Origin of the sequence: Variovorax sp. YR216 (assembly GCF_900107745.1) — a bacterium.
Lineage (GTDB): Bacteria > Pseudomonadota > Gammaproteobacteria > Burkholderiales > Burkholderiaceae_C > Variovorax.
In genome coordinates, this window is record NZ_FNRO01000018.1 from 37,938 (window position 1) to 55,882 (window position 17,945).

The following is a 17,945-nucleotide window of genomic DNA, read 5'->3' on the forward strand; positions in this document are numbered from 1 at the left end:
CTTGAAGAGTTGAATGCGATGGCGCTCAGACCTTGATGCAGACGTTGGTCGTCTCGGAATAGAAGTCGAGCGAATAGCGCCCCCCCTCGCGGCCGATGCCGGAGAGCTTGGTGCCGCCAAAGGGCGTGCGCAGGTCGCGCGAGAACCAGGTGTTGACCCAGACGATGCCCACGCTGATCCGGGGCGTCACGCGATACGCGCGCGACAGATTGGTGGTCCAGACCGAGCTCGCCAACCCATAGGCGCTGTCGTTCACGCGGCGGATCACCTCCTCTTCGCTGTCGAAGGGCGCGATATGGCATACGGGGCCGAAGACTTCCTCGGTCACGCAACGGGCCGTGTCGGGCAATCCGGTCCAGATCGTGGGCTGCACGAACGCGCCGTTGTCGCGCGCGTCGCCGAAGATGGGGACGCTGCCGCCGGCGACGACCGTGGCGCCTTCCTCCACGGCGAGCCGGAAGTAGGACAGCACCTTCTCGCGATGCTCGCGCGAGATCAGCGAGCCCATGAAAACCCCTGGTTCGTCGGGCCAGCCGATCTTCAGCGACTCCGTCCGTGCCTTCATCGCCGCGACGAAGCGATCGAAGATGGGGCGTTCGACGTACACGCGCTCGGAGCAGAGACACACCTGCCCGGAATTGGTGAAGGACGAGCGCACGACGCCTTCCACCGCCGCGTCGAAATCGGCATCCGCAAACACGATCGCGGCGTTCTTGCCGCCGAGCTCGAAGGAGATTTCCTTCACGCCATCCGCGGCGGCCTTCATGATCGCGGCACCGGTGCGCGTCTCGCCGGTGAACGTCACCGCATCGATGTCCGGGTGACGCGTGAGTGCCTCGCCCGCCGAACCGGGACCGTAGCCGTGCACGACGTTGAACACGCCCGGCGGCACGCCGACCTCGTGAAAGACCTCGGCCAGCAGCGTGGCGGAAGAGGGTGTCTCTTCGGACGGCTTGCATACGATCGTGTTGCCGCAGATGAGCGCGGGCGCTGCTTTCCACGTCAGGGACAGCAGCGGCAGGTTCCACGGAGAAATGCTCGCCACCACGCCGAGCGGTTTGCGCAGGGTGTGGTTCATGAGCTTCGAGCCGTCCGGCAGGAAAGTCTCGAAGAAGTCCCCGTGCGCGGTCTTACCCAGGTCGGCGAAGGTCCTGAAGTTCGCGATGCCGCGATACACGTCGAGCGAGCGGGCCTGTTCGAGCGGCCTGCCCGTGTCGGCGATCTCGGCGGCGAGGAACTCGTCGAAGCGGCGCTCGATGCCGTCCGCGACCGCATGCAATACCTTCGCGCGCTCCTGCACGTTGGTGCGGCCCCATGCTCCTTCCAGCGCGCGGCGTGCGCTGCGCACCGCACGGTCGACCAGTGCGTCGTCGGCTTCGTGGACCGAGGCGAGAACGCGACCGTCCAGGGGGCTGATGTTGTCGAAAGTCTTGCCGCTCGCGATGAACTCCCCATCGACATAGTTGCGAAGGCCACTCAGAGTGGACGGAAGCGAGAAAGACGATGACACGGTGACAGACCCCAGCTTGTGATGCGGCGGGAGTCTAGAGATCCGACCTATTCTTGAATAATGAGAAGTTGGGCGTGACGTATAGCCAGTTGGAATACATCACGCGCATCACTTCCGCCGCTGGCTGAGCGCCTCCGCGGCCTCTTCGATCGCCGCGATGAAGCGTCGGGTCGCAGGCGTCGCCTCGCGATCGGACCGAGTCGTGTAGCCCACGCCGCCGAAGGTCCCAAGCCCTTCCATCGGCAGCACTGCAAGCAGACCCGACTTCGCGAATCGCATCGCTGCCGACTGCGGCATCAGCGCGACCATCGGGCCCGAACGAAGCAACTCCAGGTTGGTGAGGATGGAGATCGACTCCACGGGCTGGCGCGGCAGCGGCAGTTCCTGCTGCTCGAAGAAGTGCCTGACAGCGCCGTAAGCCACCGAGTCGGAGGTCGGCACGATCCATTCCTGCTCCTGCAGATCGGCCGCGTGGATCTTGCGTCGACGTGCCAGCGGATGCTGGACGCCAACAACGACGCGCAAAGCCTCGTCGTACAGCGACACGTGCGTGAGGCGGGCGCGGTCGTCCTCGCGCAAGCCCGCTGCCGACGCTTCGGGCAATGCGCCGACGACGACATCGAGCTCTCCGCGCGCGAGTGCCGGAAACAGCGCGGAGTTGGGACCCACGCGAACCGTGACTGCAATATCTGGCGCCGCCTGCCGCAGGCGCGTGATCGCCTGCGGAAGCAGGGTCGCGGATGCTGCGATCAGCGTTCCGACGATCACGTGTCCCGTGACACCGGTCTGCGAGGCATTGAGGTCTTCCGCCAGGTACCGGAGCTCTGCCAGCATGGACTTCGCGTGGCGCTCGAACAGGCTGCCGAAGTCGGTCAGCGTGACGCCGAACTTTCCCCTCACGAAAAGCGCGCCGCCGAGCTGGGCTTCGATCTCGTGAACGGCCTTGCTGACCGCCGGCTGCGTCATCGCGAGCTCACGCGAGGCGGCGAGGATCGAGCCGGCTTCGACGACCTTCTCGAAGATGAGCAACTGCTGGAAGCGAAGACGACGGCCGATGGACTGGCGCGAATGCCGTGTGGTGCGGGTCAACTGAACTCTCCCGAAGGCGCGGCCCTGCGCCGCCGGGGCGCGATTCTAGGAGTGGGTCCCTGATCTGCTCGATGAGTTCGATTTATGGATCTATGAGATTAAATCGTTTGCTCAATGGGTCGCCGGCAGTTGAAATCGACGGAGCCCAAGTACCGACAACAAGGAGTTTTGAAGATGCGATGCATTTCCCGCCGCCTGCTCGTCAGCTCGACGATCGCCTGTGCAGTCCTGTTTTCCGCCAGCGTTCCGGCGCTGGCCCAGACCAAGGCGCAATCGGCGCAGGCGGCTCAGGTGGAGGAGCTGCTGAGCAAGCAGGCCATCACCGAGCTGCTCTACAAGTACCCGCGCGCGCTCGATCGTCTGGATCGCGAGCTGCTGCTGTCGATCGGGCACCCCGAAGCCAAGGTCGAGTTCGGCAAGACGCTGTTTCCGAATTGGACCGCCTATACCGACTGGATGATGAAGGCGCACGGCGAGATGGAAGGAAACAACCACCGGATCACCAACATCCTCATCGAAGTCAAGGGCGACACCGCCGTGAGCGAGTCGACCGGCACCGCCACGCTGCTGGTCAAGAAGGAGGGCCGCGACGACATGTACGAGGAGCGCTGGATGCACTCGCGCTATCTGGACAAATGGTCGCGCCGCAATGGCAAGTGGGGGCTCGACAGCCGCGTGACGGTGATGGACTACCGCCGCGTGCTCGATGTGCCGGCCTCGATCGTGAAGAGCGGCTATGTCATGGGCCCGCGCACCGGGCGCGACGATCCGTCCTACAAGTTCTTCGGCGCTCACTGAGCCGGTGACGACCTTGATCTCGCGCAACTTCCCGGAGCAAGAATGAACAGTGCAAGATGGCGTCCGAACTGCGGCCACCTGGGTTGCAACTCCCGTCGGGGATTCCTGCGGTCGCTCGCCGCCCTTGGCGCGACCGCGGCGGTGCCCGGCGCCGGGGCGCTCGCGCAGGCGGTGCAGTCCGCGCCGGTCGCGCCCGCGGTCAATATTCCACGCATCGACTTCCACCACCACTTCTTCTCGCCGGCGTGGGTGAAGCTCGTCGAGTCGAAGAACAACGTGAAGCCGGTGCTGGGCTTCGAGCAGTTCAAGACGTGGACCGTGGCGCAGGACATCGAGTCGATGGACCGCGGCAATGTCGAAAAGGCCTTCCTCTCGGTCACGCAGCCGGGCGTCTGGTTCGGCGACGTGGCCGAGACACGCAAGGCGGCGCGCGAGCTCAATGAATACGCCGCGCGACTCAAGTCGGACTACAAGGGGCGCTTCGGCCATTTCGCGGTGCTGCCTTTGCCGGACGTGGACGGCACCTTGCGCGAGATCGAGTACGCCTTCGACACGCTTAAGGCCGACGGTGTCGGCCTGCTGTCGAGCTACGACGACAAATGGCTGGGCGACAAGTCCTTCGCGCCCGTCTGGGAAGAGCTCAATCGCCGCAAGGCCATCGTCTACACGCATGCCACCGCGCCCAATTGCTGCTCGTGGGACTTCCAGCCGGGGATCCTGCCGACCTTCGTCGAGCTGGGCTCCGACCTGGCCCGCGCGATGGTGAGTGTGATCCAGAACGGCACCGCCAAGGCGACACCGGACGTGCGCTATATCTGGTCGCACGGCGGCGGTAGCATCTGGGCGCAGCGCTATCTCGTGGGCGAATCCACGGAGAGCCTCGCGCGCAAGGCACCGGCGGACTCGCGGCTGCACCATTTCCGCCGCTTCTACTACGACACCGCAGCCGCAGCGGATGCGGTGCACATCGGCATCCTGAAGATGATCGTGCCGACTTCGCAGATCGTGTTCGGCTCCGACTATCCATGGGTGGAGCCGCAGCGTATCTCGGCCGGCCTGCAGACTTCGGGGTTGACGCCGGAAGAACTTCGCGCCGTCTATCGCGACAACGCGTTCCAGTTGATCCCACAGTTGCGCGGTTGAGCGTCTTTCCGTCTCTTTGGACTATTCGATGAAGTCATTCAAGTTTCTGGCGGCGTTGTTACTGTCGCTGCCGATATGTGTATTCGCGCAAGGCTTTCCCAGCCAGACCGTGAAGATCGTCGTCCCCTATGCGGCGGGCGGCGGGGTGGACGTGCTCGCGCGTGGGCTCGCGGACAAGCTCCAGAAGAAATGGGGCAAGGCGGTCATCGTCGACAACAAGGCGGGCGCCTCCACCATCATCGGCGCCTCCGCGGTGGCCAAAGCGCCTCCCGACGGGCACACGCTGCTGCTGACCAGCGAGGCGACGATCACCAGCAATCCCTTCCTGTTCCAGTCGCTGCCTTACGACCCGGTGCGCGGCCTCGCGCCGATCTCGCGGCTCGTGAGCCTTCCGCAGATGGTGATTGCGAATCCCTCGGTGCACGCGAACACGATGGACGAACTGGTGGCGCTGGCCAAGTCGAAGCCGAACGGTCTAAGCTATGCCTCCTATGGTTCGGGCAGCCTGCCGCATCTGCTCTTCGAAGGTCTGAAGCATCACAGCGGCATCGAGCTCAATCATGTGCCCTACAAAGGCATCTCACCGGCGGTGCTCGCCGTGTTGTCGGGCGAGGTCGATCTGACGCTGGCGGGCGTTCCGGGGGCGCAGGCGCACATCGCGACGGGCAAGCTCAAGCCGATCGCCGTGGGGCGTGCGGAGCGGCTTCCCAGCCTGCCGAACGTGCCCACGCTGCGCGAGGCGGGTTACGCCGACATCGATCCGCACGAATCGTGGTTCGGCCTCTTCGCCACCGGGGGCACTCCACCTGCCATCGTGCAGAAGATCTACGCGGACGTCGCCGCGATCACTGCCGACCCGGCGTTTCGCCAGACTCAAGTGACGGACCGCGGGTTCGATCCCGTGTTCTCGACGCCCGAGGACTTCGCGAAGTTCATCCAGACGGACATGGCCCAGAAGGGCCGCCTGATCAAAATCTCCGGGGCGAAGGCGGAATGAGGAGAGACAGCGAACTCATCATCCGCGGCGGCTACGTCCTCACCATGGATCCGGTGCTCGGCGACATGCCGTGCGCGGATGTGCTGGTGCGCGACGGCCAGATCGCCTGGATCGGCCCCGACATCGAGGCGAAGGGCGCGAGGGAGGTGGATGCGCGGGGCATGATCGTCATGCCGGGCTTCGTCGACACCCACTGGCATCTGTGGAACAGCTCGTTGCGTGCCCTCGTGCGTGGCGACGATGCGGTGCGGGGCTACTTCCCGGTCACGCTGGGCATCGGGCCACTCTTCACGCCCGAGGACAGCTACCGTTCGGTGCGACTGGGGCTCGCGGAGGGCATCGCCTCGGGCATCACGACGGTGAACAACTGGTCGCACAACACGCGCAGTGCGGCCCATGCGGATGCCGAGATCCGTGCGATGGACGACATGGGCGTGCGCGGGAGGTTCTCGTACGGCTGGGGGCAGGAGAGCCCGCTCGATCGGCCGATGGACCTGGACGACCTCGCCCGCGTGCAGCGCAACGGCCTTCCCGAAAGCGGTCTGCTGACGCTCGGCGCGGCGGTGCGGACTCCGGTATCCAACCCGCGCGGCGTGGTGCCGATCGAAGTCGTGGCGGCAGAGATCGATGGCATCCGCCGGCTCGGGCTGCCCGTCACCATGCATGCGCGTCCTGGCGTGGTCTCGGTGCTCGACCAGCACGGCCTGCTCGGGCGCGACCTGCAGCTCGTGCATCCGCAGGGCATCTCTGCCGACGAATGCGTGCGGCTGGCCGAATCCGGCACTTCGATGACCTGCTCGCCCGTCATCGAAGTGCACTATGCGCAGGCGACGCGTGGCGAGATCCAGTTCCAGGAACTTCTCGATGCCAAGGTGCAGCAGAGCCTCTCGGTCGACAGCTCGGCCGCATCGGCGAATGCGGATTTCTTCAGTTGCATGCGCGCATTGCTCTGGTCGCACAAGCAGCGGTTCGGCGCGAACGTTGCGCTCTCGCCCAAGCGGCTGCTCGAGCTGGCCACCATCGACGGCGCACGCGACCTCGGCATCGCGGACCGCGTCGGGTCGCTCGTGACGGGCAAGCGCGCGGACATCATCCTCGTGCGCACTGGCGACCCGAACATGGCGCCGGTCGTCGACCCGGCCTATTCGCTGGTGTACTCGGCGCAGCCCGCGAACGTCGACACGGTGATGGTCGATGGGCGCATCCTGCGGCGACATGGCCGGTTCATTGCCTGCGACCACGAGCAGATCGTCCATGAGGCGCGCGAATCCGTTCGCGGACTCGCCTCGCGCGCGCCGCAGCACCTTTGCACGGACGTGTGCTGCTGCTGATGCAGCGGCGCCCGGCCTTTCCCAAGTTCTTCTCAAGCAACGCGGCGTGAACCGTCGCACCCCTACCGGAGATCATCAATGAAGCTACTGGCATCTTTCGCCGCGAGCGCGGCCTTCCTGACGTTTGCCACGACTGCCCTCGCGGCGGACTACATGGAGCAGGGCGAGCGGATCAAGGGCCGCTCCTATTCCCCCGCCGTAGTCACCGAGGGTGGCAAGGTGGTCTGGCTGGCAGGCGAGACCACCACGACGGACCTCAACGGCAAGGACATCAAGGGCGACTTCGAAGCGCAGGCGCGAACGGTCTTCGCACTGATCGACCAGACGCTCAAGCGGGCCGGCGGCAGTCTGCAAGACGTCGTCACGATGACCGTCTTCATGACCGATGCGCGCAACGGCGCGACCTTTTCGAAGGTGCGCAGCGAGATGTTCCCGAACAGGAATTTCCCTGCGAGCGCGCAGATCACTGTCTCGAACCTGGCCGTGCCGGGCATGCAGATCGAGATTCAGGCAACAGCCGTCATCGGAGACAAGTGCTCCCAAACGAGTCCCTGCATTCCGCACTGAGGCGGTAATGCCTTCGAGACTGAGAACGTACGCCTCAGAGCCAGGGCCATCAAATCAGAGGCGGCGCGCAGAGGTGGAGCGTGAAACGCCAACCGAAACGCGGCGACACCCGTGAAATGAGAGGTGCCTCAAGGCGAGGCAAGCGGCTCGCGACCACCCCGCGCATGTCTGGCCGCACAGCCCGGTCGCGGACGTAGCCGCATCTCTTTGAGAGGCGCCGTCGGGGCTGCTCGTGCTTTTCAGCCCTGGCATCGTGTCCAGCGGAGCAGGCAGTTTTGCGTTGCCATGGTGGCTTCACCTTCTCGCAGGACACTCTGGTGTCAAGTACTACACGTTCGAATATGCCTTGCTGTGCCTCGTGTTGCTTGTCGCCTTCTGCTTTGCTTCCGCCTTGCTCCGGGGCAGCGCGCCCATCCACAAGAAATCGAGTCCTGGACGTGTAGACGTCGCGCCATTCCTTAGGCTGCTCACGGTGAACTGGTGCTCTCGCCGATGCATTCGATGGCCAAGTCCAGGAATGCGCGTAGCCGCGCCAGTCCACGCAGGTCCCGGTGATAGGCGAACCAAACGTCCCTGCCCGGGGGCGACGGGTGGATGTCGTGTCTCTGGATACCGGGAAATTGGTCACCCAGCAAAGTCGGCAACACGGCAAAACCTGCTCCCAGGGCGCACGTACGCGCCTGCACATCGCGGTTGTTGCTCCCCAGCGCGAAGGTGGCTGCCGGAAAGGTGTTCCGCAGCCAGTGCACATCAGGGAGGTCTTCGAACTCCGCGTCCAACGTGATGAGCCTCGTGCCGATGCCATCGCCTGCCGTTGGCGGAGGCATGCCGGCGGGACCGTACAGCGCATAGGGCATGTGCATGAGCCGCCGCTGGATGACCTCGGGGCTTTCCGAAGGCCGAATGCGAAAGACCAGCTCGGCCTCCCGTCGGGCAAGGTCGCGAAAGCGCGTGTCCGTGATGAGGTCGACTCGAACGCCCGGGTGGAGCGCAACGAATCGGGCGACTACCGGCGAGAGGACGTGCAGGCCAAACCAGTCCGAGGACGACACCCGAAGGAGCCCCTGGAGCGCAGCGCCCTGTCCCGCAAGTTGTCGCTCGATGGCAAGCGCCTCGTCTTCCATCCGCTCGGCATGCAAGAGCACTGACGCACCTTCATCCGTGAGTTGAAACCCCTCGCGCCCGCGTTGGAACAAGCTCTGGCCGGTCGACTCTTCCAAGGCCCGTATGCGACGTCCCATCGTGGGTTGAGACATCCCCAGGCGCTGCGCTGCGCCGCTCAGCGAGCCCGAGCGAGCTATCGCCAGAAAGATTCGGACATCACTCCAGTCCATGGCTGTATTCAAGAATGAATGGTGAGAGTTCAGTTCTGTGAATTTACATGCAAGTATGAAGACCACAAACTGGAGTCCTGCAGCCACATGCGCTTCAAAAGGACGTTTCCATGCTCAGCTCCCCTGTTCCCGCCACCATGCAAGCCGCCGTTGTTCGCGAGACCAACGGACCCTTCGAAATCCTTGACCGTCCGGTTCCGGCAGTCGCTCCGGGGCATGTTCTGGTGCGTATTGGCGCCAGCGGCGTCAACCCGCTCGACACCAAAATTCGCGCCGGGGTAGCGGCGCATGCCGCGCACCCCTTGCCGGCGGTCCTTGGAATGGACATGGCGGGGGTTGTCGTTCAGGTCGGCGCCGGCGTCACTCGCTTCCGGGTGGGCGATGAGGTGTATGGCCTCGTCGGCGGCGTGGGCGGCCTGCAAGGGACCCTGGCCGAGTACGCTGCGGTAGACGCGGACCTGCTCGCGCATAAACCGAAGAGCTTGTCCTTGCGAGAGTCCGCTGCGCTCCCGCTGGTCTCCATCACAGCCTGGGAAGGATTAATTGACCGCGCCCGCGCCAGTGCCGGTCACAAGGTCCTCGTTCACGGGGGAGCGGGCGGAGTCGGGCACGTGGCGATACAAATTGCTCGCGCATCTGGCGCCGAGGTCTACGCGACTGCAAAGCCCTCGCAGTTTGATGTCGTCCGTTCGTTTGGCGCGATGCCCATCGACTACACGGCCTCGACCCCTGCGGACTATGTTCTCGAGCACACGGCGGACGAGGGATTCGATGTGGTGTACGACACCGTGGGCGGCGCCACGCTCGATGCGTCATTCGTTTCTGTACGCCGGTACACCGGCCACGTTGTGAGCGCTCTGGGTTGGGGTACCCACTCGCTGGCGCCGCTGTCGTTCCGGGGGGCCAGCTATTCCGGCGTTTTCACGTTGATGCCGATGCTCAGTGGCAAGGGCCGCGCCCACCACGGAGAAATCCTGGCGCGGGTCGCCGAACTTGTCGATGCAGGCCAGTTGCGCCCCCTCGTGGACACTCAGAGATTCACGCTCACGCAGGCCGGTGACGCGCACGCTCGCGTCACCAACGGCCACGCTGTTGGAAGGGTCGTTGTCGCCATCGCTTGAGTGGAGTGCGCAGGCACCGCGTTACGAGAGAAGCCTTGCCTCTACCGTCTGACAGGATACGTCCATGCTCGACCACCTCCTCCTCACTATCGACGGCATCGACCCTTCAATCGCGTTCGATGCGAGGGAGCTACTACGTAGCGCAGGTCAGGGACCTCGACGGCTACAACCTCGAATTTGAAAATTTGCAACACTGGAATTGAGCGATGTCTCAACAAAAGGCTAACCTTCGTGGCGTCGCAGATGCGCTGATTGCTGCCACCAATGCATTCGATGTCGCACGCGTGCTGAACCTGTTTGCGCCGGATGCGGTCATTGATGACCCTTCCACCGGCCATCGTTTCGACGGTCATGCGGGCATTCGCGAATACATCGAGCGGTATTTCATCGGCTACCAAACAGTGACGGGCTTCCTGTCAATCAAGAGCCTCGGCCAAAACCGAGCGCGCCTGCGAGTCGACTTCACTGGCGATTTCGGACACGAGATTGGGTTGTTGGAGATGCTCGTGAATGAGACCGGGTTGATTGCACGTATCGACGCCAACCTCGAATCGCACACGAAGAATCCCACACAATGAAGGCCGCCGGTTACACCGGTCGACGTCGCCGCGTCGTGACAACCAGAGAGGCTCGCCCGCCGGCAGCGTGCGGCCAACAGCAGACATCCACAGCGGGCTACCAATGGTGCGCGGCAGAGCGGTCGTTGAGTCGCGCTGAACGACGCTTCAGTCGCGGTCGATGAAGACGCCTACGCAGAGTGCCGCGCCGACGACGTACAGCAGCCAAGTCTGCGGAATTGCATAGGGATAGAGCATCAGGGCGACGCCGAGCCATTTGCTTCGCGGACGTCCGGCGCGCTTTCCGTAGCGGTAGACCGCGATTCCAATGAGCCCGAACAGAACGGCACCAATGATGTAGGCCGGGCTTGGAAGCGAGATTCCTAGTGACTGTAGTGTCTGCAAGCTGTCCATGGAAGGTTGGGCAGATGGGCAAAGAAAAACCCGCCGGAGCGGGTTAACAGCAGCCCTTGAGGGAGGGAGGAGGAGAAGAAGAGCGGGCTGCCGAAGGGCAGTCTGTGCCGGGTGACTTAGGGGAGACTTAAAGCGAGTCGGGGCCCGCCGCAACCTCAGGAGAGGTTCGCGCCAGCCACCTGCCCGACAGGGCGGCCCAGAAACGGCCCCTCGTCCCTTTCGCCGACCCTCGTCTGCGCGGCGACTACGACCGAATGCCGAGCACTCGCAGGCGATTCCCAATGCGCTCCGCCTCGCTCGGAATGACATCAGCAGGGAAATTCCAGTCCGGCGAGCGCGAATGTCACCCCTCGGTGCAATGCAAGGCGTGCGACCCACCTTCTTCATTGCCACCCAGCAACACTCCGAATTCAATTCATAGGGGATTTCCATGATGGGTACTACGAAGTGTGTACCTGCAAACCATGGTGTGCCGCAATCGTGAAACAGCAGGTCGGTATATTGGCCGTCAGCAATCGCGAACGCAGCAAATGTCATCTCACGCTTGGGTCGAAACCCTCTACATCGCACACGGGCACCCCGACCGCCGGGTGTATGCCATTCCTTATCCAATGAGCTTGAATCAAAAGCCAGGCGACATGCTGCCGAAAGACCAGCAGGACTGGCGCGAGGTGGCAAGGTTGAGCGGCGATTCGCAACTCGTCTACATCGAACCGGAATACGCAGACCTGGCTGGCAACATCGTTGGCAAGGCAGGCGGCACCCATTTTCATGTGGCCCGGAATGCGACGGAGGCATGCGTCGCATGAACATCTACGTCGTCGACGACCATCCAATGATGCGAGAGGCCGTCGCCATGGTTCTACGGCGCCTTCGCCCAGGCAGAAACATCGTCGAGCTAGAACGGCTTGGCAAGTTGAGGCCGGCGGTGTCGGCACACGGTCATCCAGACCTCATCACGCTCGACCTGAACCTTCCTGACACGAAGGGCGTCTCTGGTGTGCTGGAGGCTCGGGACTTGTTCCCTTCTGTGCCGCTGGTCGTCTATTCGGCCTCGCCTGCGGATGAGATGGAGGACGAATGCCTCCAGTCCGGCGCGGACGTCTACATCGGCAAGGCCGCTGGCGTTACGACGCTGTCCAACGCTCTCAAGAGGCTATTTCAGGGCAACGTCGACCCCGACGTCCAGGCGCTTCCGACCGCCAACTCTGTTGCTGGGCTCTCCTTGAGCAAGCGCCAAACGCAACTTCTGGCGTGCCTCGAACGAGGGATGAATAACCGGGAAATTGCAGAGCAGCTCGACATCAGTGAGCACACTGTCAAGGTGCATCTGTGGCGTTTGTTTCGCAAGATTGACGTCAACAGTCGGACCCAGGCGCTCTTCTTCGCCCGAACCCATGGGCTGATTCCCAGCTGACAATGTGAGCTGAAGGCGTCCATGCACGGACAAGCTGCCCTGGCTTGGCCATTGAATGGGAGAGGCTGGGGCTCAGGCGTGGTCGGTAAGGCTGTCGGATTGCGGATGTCTACATCGACATCACGGCCTGCTACGGGCGCTCCTGACGACAGTCGCGCCGCGCGCGTCGGCGCAGACTGGAGCTCCATTCCACTTCAGGAGCTCATCATGCAAGCAGCGTCGACGTGTAGCCGCGAGCCGTGGAACAAGGGCAAGCTGGTCGGCCAGAAGACGCCCTTCAGGCTCAAGGAGATTTGGGCCATCAGGGTGCGCTTGGAGCTGCAAGCACGAGTGCGTGACCTCGCGCTGTTCAACCTCGGCATCGACAGCAAGCTCAGAGCCTGCGACTTGGTGCAGCTTCGAGTCCGCGATGATTCCAACGGCGAGCGCGCGGCCGCCCGCGCCAAGGTGATGCAGCAGAAGACCGGGCAGCCGGTCCAGTTCGAGCTGACGGGGCCGACGCGCCTAGCCGTGGAGGCGTGGATTGCGGCGGCGCACCTGAAGGCGGGAGACTTCCTCTTCCCGAGCCGGATTCATGAATCGCCGCACATCGGCACCCGGCAATATGCTCGAATCGTTGACAGTTGGGTCGAGGAAATCGGCCTCGATAGTTCGGCCTATGGCACCCACTCGATGCGCAGGACCAAGCCATCCTTGATTTACCGGCGCACGAAGAACCTGCGCGCCGTGCAGCTTCTCCTCGGCCACAGCAAGCTTGAAAGCACGGTGCGCTACCTCGGCATCGAGGTCGAGGACGCCCTGGAGTTGGCGGAGCACACGGATGCTTGACGGCCGTTGGCGGGCCTGCACAACGCGTGGGGCCGCCGGCAGCGTCCGGCCAAGAGCGCGGTCATCTGACATAGAACTTCAATTTGAATGAGGCTGTCGGCATCTTGGGTCATTTTTCTGCTTGTTGGACTTGGGCACCAGCGTTTGGCGTGGTTGGAGCGAGGGTTTGGCCGTCAACTGTTGCAGCTGTCGGCTCCTGCGTTGCCTTTGCGGTGCGACCAGGCAGCACTTTGTCCAACTCCTTGGCAGATGCGGCGAGGAAGCTCTTGGCCCCTTCGTCCCTTTGTGCGAGTAGCTCCATCCGCTCGATGACCTGCGGAAACCACGGCGGAATCTTGTCCGCAGAGGCTTCCAGGATGTCGCCAGCCTGGAAGTGGCTGGTCTTATCGACGAGCGCTTCGCCGCGGAAGAGGTACTTGCGCACGGTTGGCAAGCCTGCGCGCAGGATGGGCTCGGACGCCTTGTCTTTGCACTCCTTGCGGTTCACGACGATGACGTAGCCGGCAATCTTGTCTGGCTCCGGCGGGAGAATCACCGTATCGCCACCGCGTTGGACCTCTTCAGGCCAGGTGCGCGTGTATGGAACCAGGACGCCTTTGTAGTCGCACTTGCCGCGTCCGTCCTCGCGCCACCACTCCCGGTAGAGGCTGAGCTGGACGTAGGCATCCTTTTCGAGAGGTACGAGGGTTTCCCCTTCGGGGGCGAGCATGATGCTCGAGAGGAGCATTGCTGCGAGATACACCGCATTGATTGCTTCGAACATGAGTTTTTCCTTAGAGCGGACCTAGAGTCGATTGGCGCTGGGGTAGCGCCTCCTTTTCGGTATATCGGCCACGGTCGCGCCGGCTGTAGTGCGGCGCAGGTCAAAAACAGGGCTGTCGCTTCGTTCTGTTCCCGCGTTGGGGCCATTGCGTCGTGAACTCGGTCACGCGCTTGCCATGAACATACGGCCCCAATGTCAGGGTGCCTTGGCGCCCCTATCAGACACGGTCCGTTGTCGCCGAGCGCCACACGCATGACGCCGGCACCTTGGCCCGGATCGTCCGCTCTGGCGACCGTCAAGTTGCGGCCAGAACCGGTCATCCGACGGAGGCCGTCACTTCTTTAAGGAACTGACTTGCGAACAATGGTCGTCTGTATCGCGCTCGTCTTGGTCGTATGGCCGTTCGTCTGCTTCCAGGCTGCGAGCATGACAAACATCTCCATCCGTCAGATTGATGGGGAAGAAGCAGAAGGTGCCACGGGCGTTGGCCCGCTTCTTCGGCTTTTCATCCGTTGGCGGTGGTGGGTGAGCTACGCCGGAGCAGCAATCCTGATGCTGGCCCTCGCGCTCTGACAGCCGCCTGCGGCCAACACCGACTGTTCGCAGCAAGCACCGATTTCAGCAATGAAGCTATACGACCTCCGAGCGGACCTCAGCGTCTGCTGCGCCTTTCTGCTCAAGGACCCCTTCATATGGGGAGGCGGCAAGAGCGGTTGGTTCGAGGGGACGTCGCGTGGCAACACCTACCCGATTGCTCAAGGAAAACGGTCCGAAGAGCGCATCGACGGGCCGCTGCCCGACTACACGGATTTTGGCCTTCGGCCCATCCCAGCATTCTCCGAGCGGGCCATCGACGCTCTCGCCCTGATGCTCCGACCTCATGGTGAATTTGCGGCCATAGAGATGGACGAGCCAGTCCGCTACTTCGCGTTCAATCCCACCACCATTGTTGACGTGCTCGATGAAGAGCAGTCCGACATTGCAAGATTCAGGAGCGGCGGTGTCATGGCCGTTGAACGGCACGTCCTTCGAGCTTCGGTCCAAACCTTACCTCCCATCTTCAATATTCCTCAGACCAGGCGCAACACGACCTATGTGACGGAAGAGTTCAGGGACCAAGTGAGGCGCGCAGAGTTGACCGGGTTCGACTTTGAGCTTCTGTTTGAGAGACAGTAGTAGAGGTCCCCTGGGGGTCCGCTATGGAGCGGAGCGTACTTCTGTGGGCCCTGAAGCGACCTTGGCACTCACTCCAAGGCCGACATTGCGGGCCCATGCAGCAACTGACCGAAGGCCCCGTGCATCGACCGACAACCTCGGCTTGCCGCAACCCGGGAACCGCTTCTTCCCGGGCGGCTGAACAGCCTTCAGAGGATCTGCGCGGCCTCGTCGAACGACAGCCGGGGCCCGCGCTTGAAGGTCGCGCTGTGGTCGGCCACGCCGAGGTTAACGAGGAAATTGCTGCGCCAGCGACCGTCGGGGAAGAACTCCTTGTCGACGAGCGCGGCATTGAAGCCCGACTGCGGTCCTGCATCGAGACCCAGCGCGCGGGCCGCGAGGATCAGATAGGCGCCCTGCAGGCTGCCGTTGCGGAAGGCGGTGGCGGCCGCGAGATCGGCGTTGCCGTCGAACAGCGGCTTGGCGTCGTAGGCCGGAAACTGGCTCGGCAGGTGGTCGTGGAAGCGGGTGTCGTGCGCGACGATCACGGTCACGCCGGCGGCCAGCGTCTGCGCGGTGTTGCCCGACGAGAGCGCGGGCTTCAGGCGTTCACGGGCCTCCGGGCTGCGAACGAAGACGAACCGCGCGGGCTGCGCGTTGAATGCGGTCGGGCCCCACTTCACGAGGTCGTAGAGCGCATGGATCGTCTCGTCGGTGATCGGGGCGGGCTTGAAGGCATGGACGGTGCGCGCCTGGCGGAAGAGCTGGTCGAGCGCGGAATCGGGAATGGCTTTGAGAGTGGTCATGTGAAGTGCGTCGGTATTGCGTCGGCCGGCTCGGGCAAGGTCACCATGCATACGCCAGGGGCGCTCGCTGGACCACCTCCGGATTGGCGCCGATCGCCGAGCCGATGCGACGCGCGATTCTCGCAGGCACGTAGCCATGCGGCGCACGCCGCGCCACGGCATGGGCCGAAAGCGGCGGCACCTTCCATGCCGCACCGGTGAGTGCGACGATCCGGCGCGCGTGCTCGACGAGGAGGGAAGCTTCGATCTGTTTCATGGCATGCATATCGACTGGCATGCAACGATTCTGCAGACAGGCCCCACATCGGACAACGAAGGAATGCGAGTTACCTGATGCGCTTGGCGAGCACGCCATGCCGGGGCGCCCCCTTGTTCACTTCATCGAGGCCAGGCGCCGCACGACGGCCGCGAGCCGATCCACTTCCTCGAAGGTGTTGTAGAAGGCAAGCGAGGGTCGCACCGTGGTCTCGACGCCGAAGCGGCGCAGGATCGGCTGCGCGCAGTGGTGGCCGGTGCGCACCGCGATGCCCTCTTCGTTGAGCGCGCGACCGACCTCCTCGGTCTCGTAGCCCGCGAGCACGAAGGACATCACGCTGGCCTTGTCGGCCGCGGTGCCGATGAGGCGCACGCCCTCGATGCCACCGAGCAGCCGCATGCCATGGCACAGCAGGTCGTGCTCGTAGCGCGCGATGTTCTCCATCCCGATGCGGTTGACGTAGTCGATCGCCGCGCCGAGCCCCACCGCGTCGGCGATGTTGCCGGTGCCGGCCTCGAAGGTGTTGGGCAGCGGCTGGAACACCGTCTTCTCGAAAGTGACGTCGGCAATCATGTTGCCGCCGCCCTGCCACGGCGGCATGTCCTCGAGCACTTCCCTCTTGCCCCACAGCGCGCCGATGCCGGTGGGCCCGAACACCTTGTGTCCCGAGAACACGAAGAAGTCGGCGCCGATGTCCTGTACGTCGACCCGCATGTGCGAGACCGACTGTGCGCCATCGACCAGCGTGCGCGCGCCAGCGCGGTGCGCGAGCTCCACGATCTCCTTCACCGGCACGACCGTGCCCAGGGCATTGGAGACTTGCGTGACCGAGACGATCTTCGTGCGGTCGTTGAGAAGCTTGCGGTATTCGTCCAGCAGCACCTGCCCCGAATCGTCCACCGGGATCACGCGCAGCCGCGCGCCCTTGGCGCTTGCCAGCTGCTGCCAGGGGACGATGTTGGCGTGGTGCTCCAGGTGGCTGACGACGATCTCGTCACCCTCGCCCACGTGCTGCCAGCCCCAGCTCTTGGCCACGAGATTGATCGCCTCGGTGGTGCCGCGCACGAAGATCACTTCGTTGACGTCGGGCGCATTGAGAAAGGCGCGCACCTTCTCGCGCGCGGCTTCGTAGGCATCGGTGGCACGCGCCGCGAGCGCATGCGCGGCGCGGTGGATGTTGGAGTTCTCGTGCTCGTAGAAGTACGTGAGCCGTTCGATCACCGCGCGCGGCTTGTGCGTGGTCGCCGCGTTGTCGAGCCATGCGAGCGGACGGCCGTTGACCCGCTCGGCCAGGATAGGAAAGTCGCGCCGCACCGCATGCACGTCGAAGGGCGGATGACGATCCTGCACGCCCAGCGGCGCATCGGTGAAGTAGAACTTCGGGCCCGCCGAGGGCTGGCGCGAGGGCTCGAGGAAGTAGTACGGCGAAGCGCCCGTCAACGCGGCCGAACGTTCCGCTGCCGCGTTTGCCCCGGCGGGCACGCCCTGCGTGCCGCCGAAGCGCGGCTCGTAGCCGGGCACCGCCGCATAGGCGTTGTCCGGCACGCCATTGCCCGCCACCGCATGCGGCGCCAGCACAGGCGCGCGGTTCGCGAGCGAGAGCACCGGTGTCGGCGAAGCGGGCAGCAGGTTGGTGCCCGGAAGCTGGCCTTGCGGAATCGGCGTGCCCGGAACCGACGGGCCAAGCCCCGCGGGGCTCGCGAGGGGCGAACCCGGCGGTGCGATGTTGACCGGCGCCTGGACGCCCGGCGGCGTGAGCGGCAGGCTCGCGACCGATGCGGGCGAAGCCGTGGACTTCGGCGTCTCGCCGGCGTTGCCGGGAAGCGCCGCGAAAAGCGCATTCGCCATGCGCGCGAGCA

Annotated in this window: 20 protein-coding genes; 12 read left to right on the forward strand and 8 right to left on the reverse strand. The window is 64.1% G+C overall.

Annotated features, from left to right (window positions below; translation table 11 throughout):
* Positions 1–25: 25 nt before the first annotated feature.
* Together BLW05_RS29265 and BLW05_RS29270 are read right to left on the reverse strand one after the other, a co-directional pair.
* The gene (locus tag BLW05_RS29265; protein ID WP_093167286.1) at positions 26–1,510 is read right to left on the reverse strand and encodes a 2-hydroxymuconic semialdehyde dehydrogenase; all 1,485 of its coding nucleotides are present in this window, start codon (positions 1,508–1,510) and stop codon (positions 26–28) included.
* 108 nt (positions 1,511–1,618) lie between these two features.
* Positions 1,619–2,599 (reverse strand): LysR family transcriptional regulator, encoded by a 981-nt coding sequence (locus BLW05_RS29270; RefSeq protein ID WP_093167288.1) that lies wholly within the window; start codon positions 2,597–2,599, stop codon positions 1,619–1,621.
* 174 nt (positions 2,600–2,773) lie between these two features.
* On the opposite strand from BLW05_RS29270, the gene BLW05_RS29275 reads away from it, so the two are divergent.
* The 5 genes from BLW05_RS29275 to BLW05_RS29295 all read left to right on the forward strand — a co-directional run bounded on the left by BLW05_RS29275 (position 2,774) and on the right by BLW05_RS29295 (position 7,435).
* Positions 2,774–3,397, forward strand: a complete 624-nt coding sequence (locus tag BLW05_RS29275; protein WP_093167290.1) for a nuclear transport factor 2 family protein — start codon at positions 2,774–2,776, stop codon at positions 3,395–3,397.
* A gap of 42 nt (positions 3,398–3,439) precedes the next feature.
* Positions 3,440–4,540: an amidohydrolase family protein gene (locus BLW05_RS29280; RefSeq protein WP_093167292.1), complete on the forward strand. Its 1,101-nt coding sequence runs from the start codon at positions 3,440–3,442 to the stop codon at positions 4,538–4,540.
* A 28-nt stretch (positions 4,541–4,568) separates the two neighbouring features.
* Positions 4,569–5,537 (forward strand): Bug family tripartite tricarboxylate transporter substrate binding protein, encoded by a 969-nt coding sequence (locus tag BLW05_RS29285; protein ID WP_093167444.1) that lies wholly within the window; start codon positions 4,569–4,571, stop codon positions 5,535–5,537.
* Positions 5,534–6,868 carry an amidohydrolase family protein gene (locus BLW05_RS29290; RefSeq protein ID WP_093167294.1) on the forward strand — a complete coding sequence of 445 codons (1,335 nt, stop codon included), beginning with the start codon at positions 5,534–5,536 and terminating at the stop codon, positions 6,866–6,868. The genes BLW05_RS29285 and BLW05_RS29290 overlap by 4 nt, the downstream gene beginning before the upstream one ends.
* A 78-nt stretch (positions 6,869–6,946) precedes the next feature.
* A complete protein-coding gene (locus BLW05_RS29295; protein ID WP_256330549.1) occupies positions 6,947–7,435 on the forward strand; it encodes a RidA family protein in 489 nt (162 codons plus the stop codon).
* Positions 7,436–7,902: 467 nt separating this feature from the next.
* Here the strand turns inward: BLW05_RS29295 and BLW05_RS29300 are convergent, their stop codons facing one another.
* Positions 7,903–8,769, reverse strand: a complete 867-nt coding sequence (locus BLW05_RS29300) for a LysR family transcriptional regulator (RefSeq protein WP_093167296.1) — start codon at positions 8,767–8,769, stop codon at positions 7,903–7,905.
* A gap of 110 nt (positions 8,770–8,879) precedes the next feature.
* Between BLW05_RS29300 and BLW05_RS29305 the strand changes: the two genes are divergently transcribed.
* Together BLW05_RS29305 and BLW05_RS29310 are read left to right on the forward strand one after the other, a co-directional pair.
* Entirely contained in the window at positions 8,880–9,890 is a 1,011-nt protein-coding gene (locus tag BLW05_RS29305) for a zinc-binding dehydrogenase (RefSeq protein ID WP_256330550.1), read from the forward strand.
* A gap of 206 nt (positions 9,891–10,096) precedes the next feature.
* Complete coding sequence (locus tag BLW05_RS29310; RefSeq protein WP_093167298.1) at positions 10,097–10,468, forward strand: YybH family protein; 372 nt, start codon at positions 10,097–10,099, stop codon at positions 10,466–10,468.
* Positions 10,469–10,615: 147 nt separating this feature from the next.
* Here BLW05_RS29310 and BLW05_RS29315 read toward each other — a convergent pair whose 3' ends face one another.
* On the reverse strand, positions 10,616–10,861 hold the full coding sequence (locus tag BLW05_RS29315) for a hypothetical protein (protein WP_093167300.1): 246 nt from the start codon (positions 10,859–10,861) through the stop codon (positions 10,616–10,618).
* 449 nt (positions 10,862–11,310) lie between these two features.
* Here BLW05_RS29315 and BLW05_RS35635 point away from each other — a divergent pair, with 449 nt between their 5' ends.
* The 3 genes from BLW05_RS35635 (at position 11,311) to BLW05_RS29325 (ending at position 13,106) form a co-directional block, all read left to right on the forward strand.
* Complete coding sequence (locus tag BLW05_RS35635) at positions 11,311–11,670, forward strand: hypothetical protein (protein ID WP_143044955.1); 360 nt, start codon at positions 11,311–11,313, stop codon at positions 11,668–11,670.
* Positions 11,667–12,278 carry a LuxR C-terminal-related transcriptional regulator gene (locus BLW05_RS29320; protein ID WP_093167302.1) on the forward strand — a complete coding sequence of 204 codons (612 nt, stop codon included), beginning with the start codon at positions 11,667–11,669 and terminating at the stop codon, positions 12,276–12,278. The genes BLW05_RS35635 and BLW05_RS29320 overlap by 4 nt, the downstream gene beginning before the upstream one ends.
* 207 nt (positions 12,279–12,485) lie before the next feature.
* Positions 12,486–13,106: a tyrosine-type recombinase/integrase gene (locus BLW05_RS29325; RefSeq protein WP_093167304.1), complete on the forward strand. Its 621-nt coding sequence runs from the start codon at positions 12,486–12,488 to the stop codon at positions 13,104–13,106.
* Positions 13,107–13,215: 109 nt separating this feature from the next.
* Here the strand turns inward: BLW05_RS29325 and BLW05_RS29330 are convergent, their stop codons facing one another.
* Positions 13,216–13,869: a hypothetical protein gene (locus tag BLW05_RS29330; RefSeq protein ID WP_093167307.1), complete on the reverse strand. Its 654-nt coding sequence runs from the start codon at positions 13,867–13,869 to the stop codon at positions 13,216–13,218.
* 426 nt (positions 13,870–14,295) lie between these two features.
* Between BLW05_RS29330 and BLW05_RS36140 the strand changes: the two genes are divergently transcribed.
* Both BLW05_RS36140 and BLW05_RS29340 read left to right on the forward strand, forming a co-directional pair.
* Positions 14,296–14,442: a hypothetical protein gene (locus tag BLW05_RS36140; protein WP_177142853.1), complete on the forward strand. Its 147-nt coding sequence runs from the start codon at positions 14,296–14,298 to the stop codon at positions 14,440–14,442.
* Between the two features lie 51 nt (positions 14,443–14,493).
* Positions 14,494–15,045: a hypothetical protein gene (locus tag BLW05_RS29340; protein WP_093167311.1), complete on the forward strand. Its 552-nt coding sequence runs from the start codon at positions 14,494–14,496 to the stop codon at positions 15,043–15,045.
* A 188-nt stretch (positions 15,046–15,233) separates the two neighbouring features.
* Here BLW05_RS29340 and BLW05_RS29345 read toward each other — a convergent pair whose 3' ends face one another.
* From BLW05_RS29345 to BLW05_RS29355, 3 genes are all read right to left on the reverse strand, one after another.
* Entirely contained in the window at positions 15,234–15,830 is a 597-nt protein-coding gene (locus BLW05_RS29345; RefSeq protein WP_093167313.1) for a malonic semialdehyde reductase, read from the reverse strand.
* Between the two features lie 40 nt (positions 15,831–15,870).
* The gene (locus BLW05_RS29350) at positions 15,871–16,086 is read right to left on the reverse strand and encodes a hypothetical protein (RefSeq protein WP_143044956.1); all 216 of its coding nucleotides are present in this window, start codon (positions 16,084–16,086) and stop codon (positions 15,871–15,873) included.
* Between the two features lie 117 nt (positions 16,087–16,203).
* Positions 16,204–17,934: a family 2A encapsulin nanocompartment cargo protein cysteine desulfurase gene (locus tag BLW05_RS29355; RefSeq protein WP_371126986.1), complete on the reverse strand. Its 1,731-nt coding sequence runs from the start codon at positions 17,932–17,934 to the stop codon at positions 16,204–16,206.
* Positions 17,935–17,945: the final 11 nt, after the last annotated feature.